Genomic DNA, 17,913 nt, shown 5'->3' on the forward strand with positions numbered 1-17,913 from the left:
AACTCCAAATCAGAAGGAGGAAAACTATTTTAAGAAAACATAGCTCATTTTCTGTCTAATTATTTGACATTAGTCCATGCCTCAGCACTTCGCCAAGCATTGTATACTTCTGCATTGATATATACCTCTCTGTTATTGACTTTGGCATAACCATTCTTGAACTCAGAATCTCCAGCAGTCATTTTCCTCATTCTAGACTGATAGGTGCCTTCACTCATCGGTTTACCATTCATACCAAATCTCTTTTTAAACTCTGCTTTTGTTAGCCAATTTTCATCGGCTAAATTTAGTACCATAATTTTCCTTTCTATCTAAAGTTATATAAACTGATGTCTAGCTCATCAACGATTCGCATATAGTTTCAAACAGTGATTGCCTCACACTTTTACCACTTTCGAATTCAAACGTTGTGCAATGATATTCATGCACCACACATTCTTGGTGATAAAATCTGCGAGGATTTCGCCTGTGTCACAATCAACGATTAAGTACATGAACATCTCCTTTCTAGCTATGGATTGCCATAGCCCATTTCATTATTTATCGCTGCTAAAATATGATAAGCTGGTTGATACTCTTGAAAAAGTTTTTGCACTTTTTCGTTGTTCTCAACTTCATCACTACTGACTTCCAGTGTTCCATTCAAGAATACGCCAGTAACCAACATCTTGCTTTCTTTTTTGTCCATATGTTATAATACCCTTATCTCTATTGATTGGCTCGCTGCATCCGCAGCGAGCTTTTTTATTTTTATGATTTCTATCCGTTCTTCAACTAGCCATTTTGTCAAGTTTTTGTTTAAAATTTTTTAGCACGAAAATAACATCAGCTAAATCTACTCCAATAACTTCTGCAATATTTGCTGCTGAAATAGCATCTATTCTTGATGGATTAATACGCCATTTATAGAATGTATTGTAAGGAACATTTATTTTTTTGGCAATAACTTTGTACTTTAAACCAGAAGAATCAAGCAAATCATCTAATGGTTTATAAGTTTTCTTCTTTACCATACTGACTCCTTTCTATACTTTATAATCTGCTTACGCAGTAGGGGAAGTTGAGGAATCGAACCCCTTCGCCAGTCTTCCCTGTGGCTCGTGCCACGTATCATAACTCCGTGGGTCTGAGAAAACCCTCAGTTTTAACACAACTCTAAAACTGATATAATATAAGCGACCAAACTAAGATATATTGGAGGTTTTATGAACAAAGATTATTTAACGTCGCCTTTTAACGACGAAACTTTTAGTAATTCTATTGCTGTAGTAAAATCAATTCGACAAAACAACAAAATACTATTATCAGCTGTCCAAAATATACCTAAAATTAATCTTTCTCAACTTTATTTCAGTTCAAGTAATGTAGAAAAAATAATAAGAGAATCAAAAATTTCCTCATACTCAAATGAATTAATTAATTCAACATTTCCTGCCACAAAATTTATTGAATTATATGCCCAACAAGCTCATGTACGAAAAATTCAAGAACTAACTAGAAATTATTCCAATTTATTAAAATCAAGCCATTATCCTTTCAAACATCTCTATCTATCTGACACATTCGAATCATTTATCAAAGATGAGACCATAAACACCGATGAGAAGATAGAGACCAATGACTTGCCAAGTAACTCCGAAAGCGAAGTAGACATAGTAACTAAAGCAGAGAAGATACAAGCGTTGCAAAATGCGTTTTTTGAGTTTGTTGTCTCTTGCAAACTTCTTAAAGAATCTCTTAATCATAGTATCTCCTACTCTTTTGACAGATTGTTATCTAACTATGGCTTTGCATCAGCTTTATCAAGCTTAATAGTTCTAGTAAAACCCAACGATCCATTATTCCCAATAATAATATTCTTAATCATGGGCATTGTTCAAGAAATATTTAGAAAAAAATAATCTACGTCTCCTAGGACTTTTTATTTACCAAACAGCTACTTACGTCGAGGTGAATACGCCGTGTACCTACAGTCACAACATCGTTCCGTCAGCCGTACTAGGTGTTGCTATGTTTGTTCGCTCGTTTGATTTTATGATTTAATTATAACAACGACTGTCCAAAATGTCAAGTTAAAACTTTCCAAATTGACAAGTTTTGCAGTTTATACTATAATTAGAGCATGAGAAAGATACGACTACCTGAAATGATAGACTACTTCCGAAAAGAAAATGGTTGGACAATGAAAGAGTTTGGAGAGAAACTAAATAAATCAGAGTCTGCTATTTCAAAATGGATAAAAGGTGTTAGAAGTCCTATGGTTGAAGATTTTGATAAAATGGTCAATCTCTTCAATACAGATCCTGATATACTAATGTATGGTATATCTGAAGCTTCTACTACTCTAGATAAAATTACAAATATTAGTTCAAAACTTAAAGAATCTCGTCAACAAGTTGTCCTTGACACCGCTCAAGAACAATATCACGAACAAGAAACTGAGAAAAAAGCCAAGGAACCAATACCGTTGCATATGGACGACGAAGCTATTTACGGGCATATTGATCGTGCGGCTGCTTGGCAAGGTGAAGAATTATCTGAAGAAGATCGTGAGGCAATAATGATTGCTTTAAAAACACATCTAGAAAAGAAAGCTGAAGAGGAGTCAAAGAAAAAATAAGTAATGAATTCTGTCAAAGATATTCTTAAAGAAACAGGTTGTGAAATAATATGGAATCATAGTAATGCTAAAGGTCTCTATATTAAAGAACTAAATTGTATCTACTTAAGCTTAGACTATGACGAATTGGAAACAAAATCATTTCTTTATCATGAATGTGGGCATCTGCTTTCTGAAGATACAAAAACACATTTAAAATCTGTAGAACTAAAACAAGAAAGAAAAGCTAATGATTTTATGATTGGTGCTTGTATTGATGAAGTGGCTCCAGATTATGAGGATTGTCCTTACTTATTGACTGCTTACGAAATAATAACTCGCTTCAATCTACCAGAAGCATTATTCGACGATATTAGTATAGCGATAAAAAAATATTTAGTAAGGCATAATTGGGGAGTGTAAAAGAAATATGATAACTCCACAAGAAATATTTATAACCCTGAGTTCGACTAAATAAAATTACATAGATAATACATTAATTAGGAAAATAAAAAATAAAAAATAAAAAATGAAAAATAAATCTAATATACCTAAAGTAAAAAAACCTATATACAAAAGATTTTGGTTTGTTATGGTTGTCATATATTTTGTCTTTGTTGCTTTTATAATGCTAAATTCTTTATATAACAACAAAAACACTTCTACCACCTCAAGTAGCAAGACAATTGCTAGCACTAGCGAACCCAAAGCTTCTGTTCCTTCTTCAGAATCTTCAGTTAAGTTCTCTTCAGAAAATCACTCAGAATCTACTCTTGAGTCTTCTTCTGCTTCCTCTACCACCGTTACATCAGACGGAATTGATAAAATTTATACAAAAACCCCAAATAGCTCTCAAGAAGCAATACTCGACACTCTTGCTAATTCCTCCTTTTCAGAACAATATCCGTATAAAGGAAGCAAGATGAGAAATGTTTTGGGAGTAATACAACCATGGACAACCTCCGATAATAAAACATGGTATAAAAAAGTAGAAGCCGTAATCGCTAACGAATATGGTGCAAAGCGTGATGTTAATCTAGAAATTCATATTACACCAACTGGGCCTAATACTGGAGTTGTCGAATTTTTAGATTACTAACAAAAAATCCCTCCAGATTTGCGAGGAGAGCTGTACTTCAATTATGAACAAACTTTAAACATCAAATGATTTTTCAGAAATCGCCCATAATCTTAAGTTCGACTAAATAAGCATCACGTGCGCTATTCACGTTAAAAGGGATAGGAAATTTTTATGAAAAAAATACTTGAATTATGGAACAATACGTTGTGGTTTAAAATATTAGCCGCAATTACTCTAACTAGTATCTTCTATTGGTTTGGTAGTCTTGCTGTATTTTTGGGTACTCTTTTATTTATATATGCAATAATCATCTTTATCAAGAAACACACCATTAAGAAAACTTCCCGTTTCAAAGTACGACATCTTCTTCTAAGTTCTCTTGCTTTGATTTCCATCGGTACTTACGGATACTCTCAGACACATCCTGAAGAAATACATAAAAATAGGGTTGAACAACAAAAACTAAAAGAACAAGCTGAAGCTAAAAAACAGGCCGAAGCTAAAAAAACAGGCCGAAGCTAAAAAAACAGGCCGAAGCTAAAAAAACAGGCCGAAGCTAAAAAACAGGCCGAAGCTAAAAAACAGGCCGAAGCTAAAAAACAGGCCGAAGCTAAAAAACAGGCCGAAGCTGAAAGACAAGCCGAAGCTGAAAGACAAGCCAAAGCTGAAAGACAAGCTACAATCGCTCAACAAGAGGAAAGCAGTATCTCCGCAGGTGGTTACACTCGGGATTCAAACGGAAGATGGCATCGTCCTAATGGACAATTTGCATCTAAAAAAGAAATTATAGCTGCTGGATTACCTTGGTAAATTATATTTCACAACAGTTTATTTATTAAAAAAAAGCCGCCCAAGTTTGGCGACTGTGGGGCGACTTTAAACAAAGTTACAGAAAAAACACGGCTTGCGTGAAGTTTTCTTGTACTCTATTTTACATGAAAAGGGAGTGAATTTCAAATGTGGATAGAAAAAAAGATAAATCCAGAAACAAACAAAGTAAAATATTTATTTAGAGAAAAATATAATGATAATTTGACAGGTAAAAAGCGGACAATTTCCGTAACTTTTGATAAGAATACTCGTGAAACGAGAACAAAAGCTCAGAAAATCTTATTATCAAGAATTTCACTTCGCCAACAAGACAGCTCTCGTTCACTAAAGACCATCACTTTTGAAAATTTGGCCAACAAATGGTTTGAATATTATAAAAAACAAGTCAAAGATTCTACTGTCTATTCTGTACAAGGACAAGTGAAAATTGTGATTGAAATGGTCGGCAAAGACACACTTCCTGCGAAAATCACTCCACAATATTTACGGCACAAATTTGAAGAGATTATATTCAGCGACACAAGTAAACACAAAGTTTCTACCAGCTACGCCCGTTCTCTTAAATCACGTTTAAATGCAATTTTTAATTATGGTATTGATCACCACTATTTGATAGAGAATCCTATAGACAAACTTAAGATTCCAAATAAGAAAAAAGAAGCAAAGGTAGTAACCGAATTTTTTCTTGAAGAAGATGAGTTAAAAAATGTGATGAATTATCTCAAAAATCATAATATGCGCTATTATCTTTTTTGTCAATGGCTATATCTCAATGGTTTACGTTTCGGTGAGGCTGCAGCAATGCTCAAATCTGATGTAATAATAACCGAAGAACGAAGTTATTGCAAAGTTACAGGGACTCTTGATTATGCCGGAAAGAAAACCAAGAGTCAAACAAAAACTTCTCAGACAAAAACTAGTTCCGGTATGCGAGAGGTTGAATTGAACTCTCAAGCCATAAAAATATTTCAAGAAGCTTGTAAGCTTTCCAAGAACTCTGAATATATTTTTACAACTTCAAAACAAACCCCACTCTCCATTTCTGCGCTCAACACATACTTTAGAAAACACAAAGACAAAATGAACCTTAGTCAAGATAAGCGCATATCTACCCATATATTTCGGCATACTCATGTTTCTAAACTTGCTGAATTAGATATTCCCCTTCATATTATTCAACGTCGTGTAGGACATGCTAGTGAGGATATAACACGAGATATCTACTTGCATATTACCTCAAAAGCAAAAGATAAGACCAAAAAACTGCTAGAACTACTCTAGCAGTTTTAAACTCAATTGGCCCACTTTTGGCCCACTAAAAGATATAATTTTATAAAAATACTCCGAAAAAAGCTATTATTAAGCCATTTATTTTCAAAACTAGCAATATAAGCAATATTCTGGTAAATAGCATGCGCTGTTCCTTCAAAATACTTGCTTCCCTCTGCTGAAGAATAAGGTTGCAAAATCGTTACGTCACTGTTGACACCATTTAATCCCCAGGGAGCACCATTTCCGATATGCTCATTAAGTACCAAAGGTTCATATTGTGTAATGACACCGACATTTTTGACATTTGAATTGACACAGTTAGACAGGGCAAAATCAATGATACGATAACGCCCTCCAAAAGGCACAGCCGGTTTTGCGACATCCTTAGTCAGCTTTCCCAGACGTGTTCCTTGCCCTCCCGCAAGAATGAGTCCAAGCATTTCTATTCCCATAACAGACCTCCATCTTTGTAGCATTAGAAATTTTTTATCAACTTAATACAAGTTTATATAATTAAAATAGCAAAGTCAAATGTTTTTAATATAAAACTCATTTTACTTTTATAAACAAAATGAAATTTCGCGAGAAACACCACCAGAAAAAGCTGTTATTTATCCGTTTTATAAGATTTATGGTATAGAAAAAACTAAATCTCTTAAAACACATTATTCAAGCTCATAATTATAAAGAAAATTTAATTTTGAGTTTTCAACTTTCCATAAAAATAAAGTTGATATTTTGACAAAAGTTTCATTACGTTATATATCCCAAAATTCAGAAAACTTATAATATTTTTTTGAGGCTCAATGAGCCTTAGAAGCATATCCGCATATAAGTGACCTAATATGCTTTAATTATAATATTTTACGGGAAAATTTACCAACATTTACACAAAAAGACACAGAAATGTAATCATTCTGTGTCTTCAATATATTATTCTTTGATTAAATTTGTCAACATTCCATTAATAAATTTACTTGATTTTTCATCGCTAAAGTCTTTTGCTAATTCAATAGACTCATTAATGGCAACGAGATCCGGTGTCTCTGTGAATAAAATTTCATAAGCACCTAAGCGAAGCAAGACCTGCTCAATCATTGTCAAACGAGAAAAAGTCCAGCCTTTAGCCAAATACTCAGACAAAGTAGAATCAAGAGTGCTTTGCTTCTCTAAGATACCCTCAACTAATTCTGTGAAATAAGCGGGTGCTTCTACTGGCTCATCTGTATCATTATCGTAATTCAAGGCAAAAGCTTTTGCTTGAACCAAGATATCCTGAGAAGCTGTAGCAAACTTTGGTTCAGCCCTCGCCAAAATTTCTGCAACTTCATCTTGGACGGTCAGAGGTTTAAAAAGCTCAACTGTAATCTTTTCACGAACACTTGAATGTACATCAGAGAACACCTTATTAAAAACTTCTAGTTTTTCTTCTGGAGTTTCAGCTCTGAAGCTTGCACGCAAGAAATCACGAACACGAACCGCAATGTTTTCTTCTTCAAGTTCGATATTAAAAAGGCGTACCAAATTCAAATTCAAGAAAATATCTTTGTATAAATCAACAGCTTCTTGATCCGTCATACGTTTGGTATAGCCCCCAAAATCACGAATGAAGCTCAATGCCTTGTAAACTGCTGTTTTTTCACGGTTAGGAATGTCCAAAATTTCATAAATCTTGTCAATTTCTTTTAAAGGTTTGGTGAAAAAACGTGGAAAGTCACGGACTGTGATGCGCTCATCCTTGTAAGCAATATCAAAACGAATTGGCTTTGCCAATTCACGATTAATTTTTTCTATATTGTTCTTAAACTCTGTCAGAACAGTTTCTGACATGGCTTTTCGGATATCGTATTCAAAAAGTGTTTGCACTGTGCGCTGACGAATACTATGTTGCGTTAGCTTGTTAGGCATCAAAGAAACCCTCATCAAACAAATCGTCAAAGCTTGGTTTTGGTAATTTTTCAGGAACAATACCTACAACATGGATGTTCACATCATCAATTACAATTTCTGTTGCTTGTTCAACTGCTTCTTTCACTTCTTTTTGAATGTTTAAGGCTACTTGTGGCACGTTGATACCGAAAGCCAAGTAGACATAAATATTAACAATAACTTTGTCTTTTTTACTTTCGATATAAACACCACGGCCTTCTGATTTTTTGCCGAGACTGTCTGAAAAGTGCTTGTTGCGTAGCGCATAAACACCGTCAATTTTTGCAGTTGTGATACCGATAATAACTTCAAGAACTTCCGGTGCAATAACGATTTCACCAAGTTCTGCAGTATGAACAGTTGTATCTGTCATCTTCTCTCCTCTATCTTTTCTTTTGCTTCTCTGTGGAGCAGGGACTTTTATAACACCCCAATATAAACACGAGGCCTAACAATAAACTGCTTACGCACGTTTAAGGTATTCACCCGTTTGCGTGTTAATTTCAAGCTTTGTTCCTACTTCTACAAAGTCAGGAACGTTAACGACCAAACCTGTTTCCATTGTTGCTGGTTTCCCTGAACCTGTCACTGTTGCACCTTTGATAGAAGGTTGAGTTTCAGTTACTTCAAGAACAACAGTTGTCGGCAATTGGATACCAATGACCTCTGTGCCATAGAATTGGATTTTTACATCTGTATTTTCAAGAACATAGAGCAACTCTTCTTTGATTTGTTCAACTGGAATTTCATATTGATCGTAGGTTTCATTGTTCATGAAGAAGGCTGTATCATCCATTTGATAAAGATATTGTGCAGCCACTGTATCAATAACTGCTTGTTCAAACTTGTCTTCTGGACGGTATGTATCGTCAAATGTAGAGCCTGAACGCACATCACGCAATTTCATACGCATGATTGTATTCCCTTTACCTGGTTTGTGATGACTTGCTTCCATAACACGGAGGAGTTTGTCTCCGTTCAAAAATGTCATTCCGGCTTTGAGGTCTTTTGCTGCTACCATAATTATATATATCTCCTAGTAAATATTCTATTTACTGCCCAAAGAGGCAGCCTTTAACAACTCATTTTAGCACAAATTCACCTTTTTTTCAAATCTCTGTTTATTTGCTAAAAGGAGCATTTAAAGTGAATGAAGCCTTCGTTCAAGCTATTAAATCAAAGTATAAGAAGTTCTTTTGACGCTTGTGTCAAGACTTGACAGCCTTCTTCAGTGATAAGTAAATCATCCTCTATCCGGACGCCACCAAAGTCAGGAATATAGATGCCTGGTTCATCAGTGACAACCATATTCCGTTTGAGCACTCCCTTTGCCTTTGCACCAAAATAAGGAATCTCGTGCACGTCCAATCCTAAACCATGACCAATACCATGTGTAAAGTACTCTCCATATGAGGCTGCTTCAATCACATCACGTGGTACTTTGTCAAAGTCAGCCAAAGACATGCCTTCCTTTGCTTCTGTGATTAAGGCTTCATTAGCTTGACGTACAGTATGATAGATTTCCCGCATCTTTGGACTGGCTTCGCCAACAAAGACCGTTCTTGTCATATCACTCGCATAATGATTGTAGTAGCACCCGAAATCAATGGTCACAGGATCACCAAACTCGATCATTTTATGAGTGGCTACACCGTGTGGCAAACTGCTTCGTTTGCCTGAAGCAACGATCGTGTCAAAAGAAATCCCGCTTGCTCCCATTTCTCGCATTTTGAAGTCTAGAAAATTAGCGACTTCTATCTCTGTTCTGCCGGGCTCAATATATTTCAGTACAGCTTCAAATGCTTTATCTGCAATTTGACAGGCTTTCTTTATTGTTGCTATTTCATCCGCTTCTTTAATTTGGCGTAACTCTGCTACAAGATTAGTTGTAGGCACCAACGTGGTATCTTTTAATTTTTCCGCCAGCACACGATAAAATGCAAAATCAACTGTATCTTCAAAGCCAACGGTTCGGAGTCCTTCAGCAAGGCGAGCAATTTCGGATAAGGCATCACGTGACTGGATAATTTCAAAACCCGTAATTAATTGCCGTGCAATCCCAATATAACGATCATCAGTCATAAAGTAGGAATGGTCTGCTGTTATGAAAATCGTTCCAGCCGTACCTGAAAAACCCGTCAGATAGTAGATGTTTTTCATGTCAGTAAGGATTAAACCCTCTAAATTTTCTCGTGCTATTTTTTCTTTTAAGGTACTGATTCTCATAGTTTTCTCCTTTTCATTTGGGGTGTCCACCTCTATTATAACAAAGTCTGAACTATAATATTATAGTTCTCTGTATTAAAAGAAGAACCAAGTAAAATAGATTGCCATAGCTTTTGCTATAGTGTCTATTTTACTTGGTTCTTTTTATCTTATGTTATGATAACTCCGCAACAATCGCTTTGAGCTGCGCTTTGGTTTGAACACCAACTGCCTGTTTAACCATTTGACCATCTTTAAAGAAAATCAATGTTGGGATACTCATTACGCCGAAGGCTTGAGGTGTTGCTGGATTTTCATCGACATCCAACTTGCAGATTTTAAGTTCTGACTCGTCAAGTTCCTCAGCCAATTGTTCCAAGATAGGCGCTTGCATACGACATGGACCACACCATGTAGCCCAAAAGTCTACAAGAACTAATCCTTCTTTGATTTCTTCTCTAAAAGTAGCATCAGTAATATTATATTCCATTTTTGTACCCTCATTTTTTATTATGAGTACATTCTAGCGAATTTTTCTCTGCTTTACAAATATTATGATTCTCTTTACATTTTAAATCATTTTAGGATAGCAATTGTTGCCCCGCTTCCTCCAGCATTTACAGGAGCATACTCATAACTCTTGATATGGCGATGCTTTTGTAGTTTTTTCTGAACCATTTCACGAATAACTCCTGTCCCTATGCCATGTATAATCGTAATTTGTAACAAATTTGCCAAAAGCGCTTGATCAATATAATTATCCAACTCAAGTTCTGCTTCTTCATAGCGCATCCCACGTAAATCCAGCTGTGCTTTCACTTTATTGCTTACTTTTCGCGTAACTGATTTTGTTTTAGCTGGTCGCTGTTTAGCAGCTTCTTCCTCCGTTAACTCAAACTCATTCTCTTGTAGTTTAGTCATTATTGAACCCATCTGAACCTGCCAACGTCCATCTTTTTCAAGACGAATAAGTTTTCCACGCTGACCATAAGCCGTAACAAGGACTTCAGCACCCTGCTTGAGCCCACGCTGGGCTTTAGCTTTTTTCAACACCTTATTCTTACTATAATCAACCGCAGGAACTAGGTTTTCAAGTTCGCCACGCGCAGCTATAATCTCATGAGGTTTGAGCTGTGCCTTCTCATTAAGTGTTTTGAGAATTGCTTGTGCTTCTTGGCTTGCCTTTTTCACGACTTCTTGTGCTTCACGTTTAGCTTTTTCCAGCTCTTGCTCACGCTCTCGATTAATCTGGTCATAAACTCTGGTCAAGTCCCTATGAAGTGCAATGTTTTCCTGCTCTAGCTTTTTAATATGGGCAGCAGCTTCCGTCACTTCACGCGTCTTTTCTTCCAAACGGGCAATCATCTGATTCACATCATGTTCTTCATCTGAAAGCAGGCCACTGGATTGTTGGATAATGTAATCCGACAAGCCTAAACGTCGTGAAATTTCTAAGGCATTTGAACGTCCAGGCACACCAAGTTGCAAGCGAAAAACCGGACGCATTTGATCAATGTCAAATTCCATACTTGCATTAATAACCTCAGGTGTTTCCACACCATAAGCCTTAAGTTCTGGATAATGCGTACTCGCCAGTGTCTTTACATGTCTTTCACGTAAAAATTCTAGAATGGCAATGGCTAGTGCTGCGCCTTCCTTAGGATCTGTACCTGCTCCAAGCTCATCAAAAAGAACCAAGGAAGTGTGGTCAGATTTTGCCAAAATCTCTACAATGTTTGTCATATGACTTGAAAAAGTCGAAAGACTTTGCTCAATCGATTGTTCATCCCCAATATCTGCAAAAATTTCGTTGAAAACATGTACTCGGCTTCCCTTACTTGTCAAAACAGGAAGTCCAGATTGCGCCATTAAAGTCAGCAAACCAACAGTTTTTAAAGTGATGGTTTTCCCCCCAGTATTAGGCCCTGTAATGACAATCGTATTTAAACTGCTGTCAAACTTTATATCATTCGACACAACGACTTTGGGATCAATGAATGGATGGCGGGCATCGTAAAAACAAATGTCATTATCATGCGCCAATTCGGGAATGCTTGCTTTGTGCTTCAACAAGTAGTTATACTTGGCCTTGATCAAGTCCAGATGACCTTGTAACCAAGCATTTTGTCGAATATCTGCACTGAACGGTTTTAATTGCTCACTAAGTTCACGTAAAATCCGGAGAATTTCGTTTTTCTCCTCAATTTTCTTTTGATTGAGGTTATTATTAAGGGAAACAGCGGCATTCGGCTCAATATAAAGTGTTTGCCCCGAGGCAGACATGTCATGCACAACACCTGGGATTCTATTCTTACTATCCGCACGGACAGGAAGAACTTGGCGTTCATTACGAACCGTAATCAGATTTTCAGTCAAAGAAGCTGCATTTTTAGACAGGAGTTCCTGCATGACTTTTTTGATTTCTGATTGGTAACGTTTGATGGCTGAACGAATATGCATCAGTTCGGGTGAAGCATTGTCATAAAGTGTTCCAGAATTATCAAAAATTTCAAGGGCTTTATGGACGGTAGAAAGATCCGTAAACTTGCCGATAAGTCCTTCTAAAACTGGAATATCAACATTCTCTGCCTCCTCAAAATAGCGCAGAATATTCAATCCCTGCTGGACGATTTTTTTAATCTCTACAAATTCACGGCCGCTCAGTTGAGCATCCAGTTCTAAACGTCGTAAAATCTCATTAATATCTCCTGTTTTAGACAAGTGAATTGGCCCATTTTCTTGGATTAGTTTTTCAAACTCAGCCAGTTCATCAAATAAGGTTTGTATTTTACGTCTATCAGAAAGAGGTTCTAGCTCTTCCAACTCCTTTTTGCCTTGAGCGGTGGTTAAAAAGGCCAAAAATTGCTCTTTGACCTTATCAAATTCTAAAATTTGGATGATTTTTTTATTCATAAGTTTTAAATGTTACCTATAATGTTCTCAATAAAGATATTTTTCAGCATTCCCGAAGAAATTGGGGTATAGCTGACCATTAAACGGGCTAATACTGAAGCATTCAACTGATTTTGAACGTTCATCATCGGTACAAGTGCCAATAAAGTAAGGGCCATCTGAATCCCAAAATAAGTTGCTCCTACAGCAAGCACACCCGCAATAATTTTTCCATTTTTTCCAAGCGGTTGTAAGCGCGTAATATGGACAAAAAGGCCAATGAGACGAATGACAACATAAGAAAGCACAAAAATGATAATAAAAGCTAGCCCTGCGTAAAAAGCTTCATCAACTTGGAACAGTATGCTGTTATCAAAAAAGAGTAAGCGAGAGTCTTCTGTTGCGCTTGAAAAAGGAATCCACATTGTGAGATGCGCTGCCAGCGTCTTATAATTTAAAAAGGCAATGATAGCTGATACAATGAGACCTAAACTGTAAATTGCCTGCAAAACAAGCCCGCGGGAATAACCAACTAAAAAGGCCCATACCAGCAATACTAAAATAAGTAAGTTAATAAGCATAATCTTTTCCTAAATTTCTGTAAATCATTCGTATTATACTCATTATACCTTATTTTCTCCTCATTTACCAAAAAGGCTTGAAGAATGTCCCGTTTGCAAGCTGTGGCTAAATTCTAACTTCTGTGTCATGTCATTAATAGCGAGAACCGCTTCGCCAAAACCAACAGACATTAGAGGCGCTTTTCCTTCATAATCACTTGCATCACCAGCTACATATAGTCCTGCAATATTTGTTTCTTGCTGCCGATTAGACTGGATGCGTCCTCTGCGACTTAGCGCTAATTTTTCATTTAAATCCACATGATTGGTCATCATCCCATAATTTACCAATATTTTTTCCACTTCTAATTTCTGTATTTCCTCAGACTTCACGCGTTGAAGCTCAAGGCCATTTGTGGATAAGAATACAGGAAGATATGGCGTATGCACTTCAACTGTTGATTGTTCAAGTTCTGCTACAGTTAAAGCATGCGCTCTAAATGAGGTCCGCCGATGAACCAAGTGAACTTTTTTCGCTACTTTCTCTAGCATAAGTGACCAATCTAAGGCACTGTCACCACCGCCTAGAACAGCTACTTCTTTCCCACTGTATTCCTCTAAATTTTTTATAAAATAGCTAAGCCTCCCTACATTATGAAGTGCTTCCTCGCCCTCGAGATTAAGCTTGCGCGGACTTAATAATCCCGAACCTGTTGTCAATAAAACTGCTTTTGAATGATGTGTCCCTTTATCAGTTTGCAGTTTAAACTCCTTGCCCTCATCATCTAAACTGATATTTTCCACCTTCTCATCCAAATAAAGCTCATGTGGAACACGCGCAAGCTGTGCCAAAAGATTTTCTGCCAAAGCTGTACCTGAAATTTCAGGAAGTCCTGCTATGTCATATATCATTTTATCTGGATAAAGTGCTTGAGGTTGACCGCCTGCTTCTTCTAAAGCCTCAATAATTTTGACCGTCATTCCGCGCATACCCGCATAAAACCCGGCATAGAGCCCAACAGGCCCTGCACCGATAATTGTTAAATCGTATAAATTTTCCATAGTCACATTATAGCAGAAAAGCATATTTGTCAAAAGTTTTTGACATCCCTTGGCTTGAAATTCTAAAAAAACTACCGAAGTTCATTCCGATAGAGTTTTATAATCTTTATCCCACACTAAAAAATCAAATTCTAACTTGATTCTCTTTGCAGTTCTTCTAGTACTTTAATCTAGGACAAAGTCCCTGTTTTTAGCTTCAAGCTCGTCCTAACAGCTTCTTTATTCCCTGAATAATCTTGTATTTTATCGGTTGTGGATAGTATGAAAACTCTCCAACCTTTTGCGTAATGTAGCCGCCAAAGTTTTGCTTAAACTTCAAAACACCATCGCTGCCGTCAAATTTACCTGAAATACCGTAGAAGTTATATGTTACCAACTGGCGTTCAAGCGCATGAAGCATGGCTGTATGTTGCATGAGGAAAGGACCTCCAAGCTTGCCATAGGCGCCATCTGAACCACCATAAAGGTAGAGAAATTCACGATTCACTTCAATAAAAACACCCGCTGCAATTGCTGTTTCGCCTTGAAAAGTCAGCAGAAATTCAATGTTGTCACCGAAAGCCGTATAGAGTTCTTGATAATAGTCCAAGTCCTTTGTTGCAAAGTGGCGTTTTTCTCCTGTGTTGCCAATCAATCGTTCAACTTCTGCAAGCTCATCATAAGTTGCAGGTCTCACAACAACTTCATTTTTTATCGCTTTTTTTACATTACGCTTGGCATTGGAGTTATAGCTTTTGAGCAGTGATGTCTCGTCAGTAATTTCGGATAAATCCTTAATATATTGCCACTCTGCAACTGCATCTTGTTCTTCATAGCCAACATGACGTCCATTATAAGTCAAGCCTAGCTTTTTCATCTCAGAAATAAAGGACTCATTAGCTTCTTCTAACGCTTGCCCCTTACTGTCAAAAACCATATAGTTTATATCTGGGCGCACCTTCACTTCTAGGGCTTGGTGATTTTTAGCATATTTTTTCAATTCTTGAATAAAATAATTAAAAATGACTTGGTCAAAGTTACCAATTGGTCCAAAGTTAATTTCAAGCTTTGCACCGCCAGAAACAGAGATAGAAGTTATCAAAGCTGCCATCTTAATCTTATCATTGATTGTTACACCTAAAAAATTAAGCCTGTACCCCCGTTTTGCCAACACGTCTGCCATCTGTGGAGTTTGCAAAAAAGATGTTGTTTCTTCAGCTGCAAATGCTGCAAATTGTTCTTGAGAGATTTCTAAGAATTCCATTATTTTCTACCTAACATAGTTTTAACCATGCTTAAGATTTTATGCTTAAGTGGTTTTGGATAGTAAGTGAAATAACCAACCTTACGTACGACATAGCCTGAAAAATTTTGTTTAAAGTGCAGGACACCATCTGTGCCATCAAAAGTGCCAGCAACACCAAAGAAATTATAACTCTTTACACCCTTATTCAAAGTTTTTTTCATCACATAATGTTGGATAGCGAATGGTGCATATAATTTTTTAAAAGCTTCATATGAACCACTGAACAAATAGATTGTCTCGCTGGCTCCGTAAATAAAGAGTGAGCCAGCTAATACGATGTCTTCACGACCATGTTTCGCAATAAACTCACGCGCTTCTGCTAAACGAACTTTTTGAGTTTCAAGCTGGCTTTCTAATTCCTTACGCTTGCCCTCTTTTTTAGTTTTTTCAATCTGGCCTGTGAGTTTATCAATTTGAGCTAAAATAGCCCTCTCATAATCTGCAAAGTTGATTTCTGCAACCAGAAACTCCGCTTTAGCGCCAAAAGTTTTATAAAGGCTTTGGTAATAGGCTAAGTCATGATCATCATAACCACGACGTTCCGAAGTTTCAGAGGTAATTTTTTTGAACTTGTCTAACTCTTCATAGGCCAAGGGGCGCACACGAATACCAAACTGCTGTGTTTTCTTTACAGAATATTGCCCATCCTTTGTGTAAGATTTAAGCAATTTTTTATCATCTGCAATTTCTGATAAATCTTTGATATAGTGCCAAGTTGACTCTCCCCGCTGGTTATAGCCTACTTCCAAACCTGTGTGATTATAGCCAAGCTCTTGCATGTCTGCGATAAATTTTTTGTTTTCTGCTGTAAGTGGCTGCCCTGAGCTATCAAATTCTTGATAGTTTGTATTAGGAATAACTAAGAGTTCCATACCACCATGCTCTTTGACGAACTGTCGCAGCTCTTTATAGAAAAACTTTTCCACATCCTCTTGATATTCTTGGTAAATTGGACCATACTGGATTTCGTAATGCTTACCTCCAGTCATGTTTTTTGCCCCTAAAAGAGCGGCCATTTCTATTTTGTCTGATTGTACAGCCAAGAAAGTGACTTCCCAGCCATTCGCCTTCATCAAGTCTGCCATTTCAGGAGTCTGTAAAAAACTTCCTCGGCTTACGTTTTCATTGAACTGGGCAAATTCTTCAGCTGAAATTTCTCTTAATTTATAATTCAAAACATATCCTTATCTCTTTAATGATTTTATTTATTATAGCAAAAAAGGCTAGATATTTCAGCCTTTCCTCCTAAATAAAAGTGTTTTTTCCTTTTGAGCAAGTTGATCCTTGTCCTGAACCGCCACAAAAATAAGGCACGCTACAAAAACAAAATTTACCAGAAACAAAAGATAGTTTAGCAGCGAAAAATCACGTATACCAAAACTCGCCACATCTACAGTATGAATAATATTCCTTAATAAAAATAAAGAGGCAGCGCTGAAAAAGAACAAAACAATCCCAAAGTTTGATAAACCAGCATCACGAAAACGACGTGCAAATAAGGCAAGTGTTGGTAGAAATAAGCCTAAAGCAATGAGGAAATTAATAAATAAAAGCAGCCAGGTAGCAAGAAAAGCATGTCCGAAAAATATATTTTCAAAGAGCTGAGTACCTACAAACAACAATCCCAAAACAGCGAAAAGAGCAACAAAGACAAGCTGAATCATCCAAAAACTGATGCGACTACTCCTCCCCCTAAAGGACACATAGCCCAAAAAATAATTCTTGATAGCTTGAAAAAATGATTCATGACCTGTTTCTTGGATTTTGTGAATTCTATAAACAGGTTGTGAAAACTCAGGTATGCCAACTTGTGACTTGGATGAGGGTAGAGCATTAAGGATAAGCATACTTAGAAAGCCACCAAAAGGGGCTATAAGGATAAAAATCAATTCCCAAGGTAAACCAGCATCACGTAAACGACGTACAGCTATGGCGCAAAAAGGAAGAGTAGCCACTAAGCTATAAAGCCCCCATAATCCAATGAAAAAGTAGGAAAAAACAGACCAGATATCTGGTAACACATCATTTGATAAAAGATTAAATAATCCCGCCAAGACAAGTAAACAAAGTGTTAAAACACCATGGCCTAACATAGCCAACCAATAGTCTTTTCGATTGGTTCTTTCTTTAAAAGAGATGTACCCTAACCAAAATTTTTGATAAGATTGTTTGAACTCTCTGAAACTAAACATACTTT

General features: G+C 36.7%; 20 protein-coding genes and 1 pseudogene. 6 read left to right on the forward strand and 15 right to left on the reverse strand.

What is annotated here, in order from left to right:
* Positions 1-59 precede the first annotated feature (59 nt).
* The 3 genes from NFR51_RS07680 to NFR51_RS07690 form a co-directional block, all read right to left on the reverse strand.
* Positions 60-296, reverse strand: coding sequence for a hypothetical protein (locus NFR51_RS07680; RefSeq protein WP_251713132.1), 237 nt, complete (start codon positions 294-296; stop codon positions 60-62).
* A 215-nt stretch (positions 297-511) separates the two neighbouring features.
* On the reverse strand, positions 512-688 hold the full coding sequence (locus tag NFR51_RS07685) for a hypothetical protein (RefSeq protein ID WP_251713133.1): 177 nt from the start codon (positions 686-688) through the stop codon (positions 512-514).
* 82 nt (positions 689-770) lie between these two features.
* The gene (locus NFR51_RS07690; RefSeq protein WP_251713134.1) at positions 771-1,013 is read right to left on the reverse strand and encodes a hypothetical protein; all 243 of its coding nucleotides are present in this window, start codon (positions 1,011-1,013) and stop codon (positions 771-773) included.
* A gap of 192 nt (positions 1,014-1,205) precedes the next feature.
* Between NFR51_RS07690 and NFR51_RS07695 the strand changes: the two genes are divergently transcribed.
* From NFR51_RS07695 to NFR51_RS07720, 6 genes are all read left to right on the forward strand, one after another.
* Positions 1,206-1,901 carry a hypothetical protein gene (locus tag NFR51_RS07695; protein WP_251713135.1) on the forward strand — a complete coding sequence of 232 codons (696 nt, stop codon included), beginning with the start codon at positions 1,206-1,208 and terminating at the stop codon, positions 1,899-1,901.
* Between the two features lie 221 nt (positions 1,902-2,122).
* Positions 2,123-2,620, forward strand: a complete 498-nt coding sequence (locus NFR51_RS07700) for a helix-turn-helix domain-containing protein (RefSeq protein ID WP_251713136.1) — start codon at positions 2,123-2,125, stop codon at positions 2,618-2,620.
* Between the two features lie 3 nt (positions 2,621-2,623).
* Positions 2,624-3,022 carry a hypothetical protein gene (locus NFR51_RS07705; protein WP_251713137.1) on the forward strand — a complete coding sequence of 133 codons (399 nt, stop codon included), beginning with the start codon at positions 2,624-2,626 and terminating at the stop codon, positions 3,020-3,022.
* A gap of 106 nt (positions 3,023-3,128) precedes the next feature.
* A complete protein-coding gene (locus NFR51_RS07710; RefSeq protein ID WP_251713138.1) occupies positions 3,129-3,698 on the forward strand; it encodes a YPYG domain-containing protein in 570 nt (189 codons plus the stop codon).
* Positions 3,699-3,851: 153 nt separating this feature from the next.
* Complete coding sequence (locus tag NFR51_RS07715) at positions 3,852-4,202, forward strand: hypothetical protein (RefSeq protein WP_251713139.1); 351 nt, start codon at positions 3,852-3,854, stop codon at positions 4,200-4,202.
* A 435-nt stretch (positions 4,203-4,637) separates the two neighbouring features.
* Positions 4,638-5,792: a tyrosine-type recombinase/integrase gene (locus NFR51_RS07720; protein ID WP_251713140.1), complete on the forward strand. Its 1,155-nt coding sequence runs from the start codon at positions 4,638-4,640 to the stop codon at positions 5,790-5,792.
* 104 nt (positions 5,793-5,896) lie between these two features.
* On the opposite strand, the pseudogene NFR51_RS07725 reads toward NFR51_RS07720, so the two are convergent.
* The 12 genes and pseudogenes from NFR51_RS07725 to NFR51_RS07780 all read right to left on the reverse strand — a co-directional run.
* Positions 5,897-6,235, reverse strand: a pseudogene (locus tag NFR51_RS07725) (sugar phosphate nucleotidyltransferase); the annotation flags it as partial.
* Positions 6,236-6,716: 481 nt separating this feature from the next.
* Complete coding sequence (gene nusB / locus NFR51_RS07730; RefSeq protein WP_251713141.1) at positions 6,717-7,691, reverse strand: transcription antitermination factor NusB; 975 nt, start codon at positions 7,689-7,691, stop codon at positions 6,717-6,719.
* Positions 7,684-8,085 carry an Asp23/Gls24 family envelope stress response protein gene (locus tag NFR51_RS07735; protein WP_202229917.1) on the reverse strand — a complete coding sequence of 134 codons (402 nt, stop codon included), beginning with the start codon at positions 8,083-8,085 and terminating at the stop codon, positions 7,684-7,686. Before NFR51_RS07735 ends, nusB begins: the two co-directional genes overlap by 8 nt.
* Positions 8,086-8,175: 90 nt before the next feature.
* The gene (efp, locus tag NFR51_RS07740; protein ID WP_251713142.1) at positions 8,176-8,733 is read right to left on the reverse strand and encodes an elongation factor P; all 558 of its coding nucleotides are present in this window, start codon (positions 8,731-8,733) and stop codon (positions 8,176-8,178) included.
* 155 nt (positions 8,734-8,888) lie between these two features.
* The gene (locus NFR51_RS07745; protein WP_251713143.1) at positions 8,889-9,938 is read right to left on the reverse strand and encodes an aminopeptidase P family protein; all 1,050 of its coding nucleotides are present in this window, start codon (positions 9,936-9,938) and stop codon (positions 8,889-8,891) included.
* A 154-nt stretch (positions 9,939-10,092) separates the two neighbouring features.
* Entirely contained in the window at positions 10,093-10,407 is a 315-nt protein-coding gene (trxA, locus tag NFR51_RS07750; RefSeq protein ID WP_251713144.1) for a thioredoxin, read from the reverse strand.
* Positions 10,408-10,493: 86 nt separating this feature from the next.
* Positions 10,494-12,830 carry an endonuclease MutS2 gene (locus tag NFR51_RS07755; protein ID WP_251713145.1) on the reverse strand — a complete coding sequence of 779 codons (2,337 nt, stop codon included), beginning with the start codon at positions 12,828-12,830 and terminating at the stop codon, positions 10,494-10,496.
* A gap of 5 nt (positions 12,831-12,835) precedes the next feature.
* Positions 12,836-13,390, reverse strand: a complete 555-nt coding sequence (locus tag NFR51_RS07760) for a CvpA family protein (protein ID WP_251713146.1) — start codon at positions 13,388-13,390, stop codon at positions 12,836-12,838.
* Positions 13,391-13,450: 60 nt separating this feature from the next.
* On the reverse strand, positions 13,451-14,431 hold the full coding sequence (locus NFR51_RS07765; RefSeq protein WP_251713147.1) for an NAD(P)/FAD-dependent oxidoreductase: 981 nt from the start codon (positions 14,429-14,431) through the stop codon (positions 13,451-13,453).
* A gap of 196 nt (positions 14,432-14,627) precedes the next feature.
* The gene (locus NFR51_RS07770) at positions 14,628-15,674 is read right to left on the reverse strand and encodes a peptidoglycan bridge formation glycyltransferase FemA/FemB family protein (protein WP_251713148.1); all 1,047 of its coding nucleotides are present in this window, start codon (positions 15,672-15,674) and stop codon (positions 14,628-14,630) included.
* Positions 15,674-16,891: an aminoacyltransferase gene (locus tag NFR51_RS07775; RefSeq protein ID WP_251713149.1), complete on the reverse strand. Its 1,218-nt coding sequence runs from the start codon at positions 16,889-16,891 to the stop codon at positions 15,674-15,676. Before NFR51_RS07775 ends, NFR51_RS07770 begins: the two co-directional genes overlap by 1 nt.
* Positions 16,892-16,948: 57 nt before the next feature.
* Positions 16,949-17,908 (reverse strand): DUF805 domain-containing protein, encoded by a 960-nt coding sequence (locus NFR51_RS07780; protein WP_251713150.1) that lies wholly within the window; start codon positions 17,906-17,908, stop codon positions 16,949-16,951.
* Between the last annotated feature and the right edge of the window lie 5 nt (positions 17,909-17,913).

This window comes from Lactococcus ileimucosae (genome assembly GCF_943193185.1).
Classification (GTDB): Bacteria; Bacillota; Bacilli; order Lactobacillales; family Streptococcaceae; genus Lactococcus; species Lactococcus ileimucosae.

Coding starts and splice junctions, on each gene's coding strand:
- NFR51_RS07745 (WP_251713143.1), bottom strand. CDS start 9,938: ATGAGAATCAGTACCTTAAAAGAAAAAATAGCACGAGAAAATTTAGAG.
- NFR51_RS07710 (WP_251713138.1), top strand. CDS start 3,129: ATGAAAAATAAATCTAATATACCTAAAGTAAAAAAACCTATATACAAA.
- NFR51_RS07720 (WP_251713140.1), top strand. CDS start 4,638: ATGTGGATAGAAAAAAAGATAAATCCAGAAACAAACAAAGTAAAATAT.
- NFR51_RS07735 (WP_202229917.1), bottom strand. CDS start 8,085: ATGACAGATACAACTGTTCATACTGCAGAACTTGGTGAAATCGTTATT.
- NFR51_RS07770 (WP_251713148.1), bottom strand. CDS start 15,674: ATGGAATTCTTAGAAATCTCTCAAGAACAATTTGCAGCATTTGCAGCT.
- NFR51_RS07755 (WP_251713145.1), bottom strand. CDS start 12,830: ATGAATAAAAAAATCATCCAAATTTTAGAATTTGATAAGGTCAAAGAG.
- NFR51_RS07685 (WP_251713133.1), bottom strand. CDS start 688: ATGGACAAAAAAGAAAGCAAGATGTTGGTTACTGGCGTATTCTTGAAT.
- NFR51_RS07700 (WP_251713136.1), top strand. CDS start 2,123: ATGAGAAAGATACGACTACCTGAAATGATAGACTACTTCCGAAAAGAA.
- efp (WP_251713142.1), bottom strand. CDS start 8,733: ATGGTAGCAGCAAAAGACCTCAAAGCCGGAATGACATTTTTGAACGGA.
- trxA (WP_251713144.1), bottom strand. CDS start 10,407: ATGGAATATAATATTACTGATGCTACTTTTAGAGAAGAAATCAAAGAA.
- nusB (WP_251713141.1), bottom strand. CDS start 7,691: ATGCCTAACAAGCTAACGCAACATAGTATTCGTCAGCGCACAGTGCAA.
- NFR51_RS07765 (WP_251713147.1), bottom strand. CDS start 14,431: ATGGAAAATTTATACGATTTAACAATTATCGGTGCAGGGCCTGTTGGG.
- NFR51_RS07715 (WP_251713139.1), top strand. CDS start 3,852: ATGAAAAAAATACTTGAATTATGGAACAATACGTTGTGGTTTAAAATA.
- NFR51_RS07760 (WP_251713146.1), bottom strand. CDS start 13,390: ATGCTTATTAACTTACTTATTTTAGTATTGCTGGTATGGGCCTTTTTA.
- NFR51_RS07690 (WP_251713134.1), bottom strand. CDS start 1,013: ATGGTAAAGAAGAAAACTTATAAACCATTAGATGATTTGCTTGATTCT.
- NFR51_RS07680 (WP_251713132.1), bottom strand. CDS start 296: ATGGTACTAAATTTAGCCGATGAAAATTGGCTAACAAAAGCAGAGTTT.
- NFR51_RS07695 (WP_251713135.1), top strand. CDS start 1,206: ATGAACAAAGATTATTTAACGTCGCCTTTTAACGACGAAACTTTTAGT.
- NFR51_RS07780 (WP_251713150.1), bottom strand. CDS start 17,908: ATGTTTAGTTTCAGAGAGTTCAAACAATCTTATCAAAAATTTTGGTTA.
- NFR51_RS07705 (WP_251713137.1), top strand. CDS start 2,624: ATGAATTCTGTCAAAGATATTCTTAAAGAAACAGGTTGTGAAATAATA.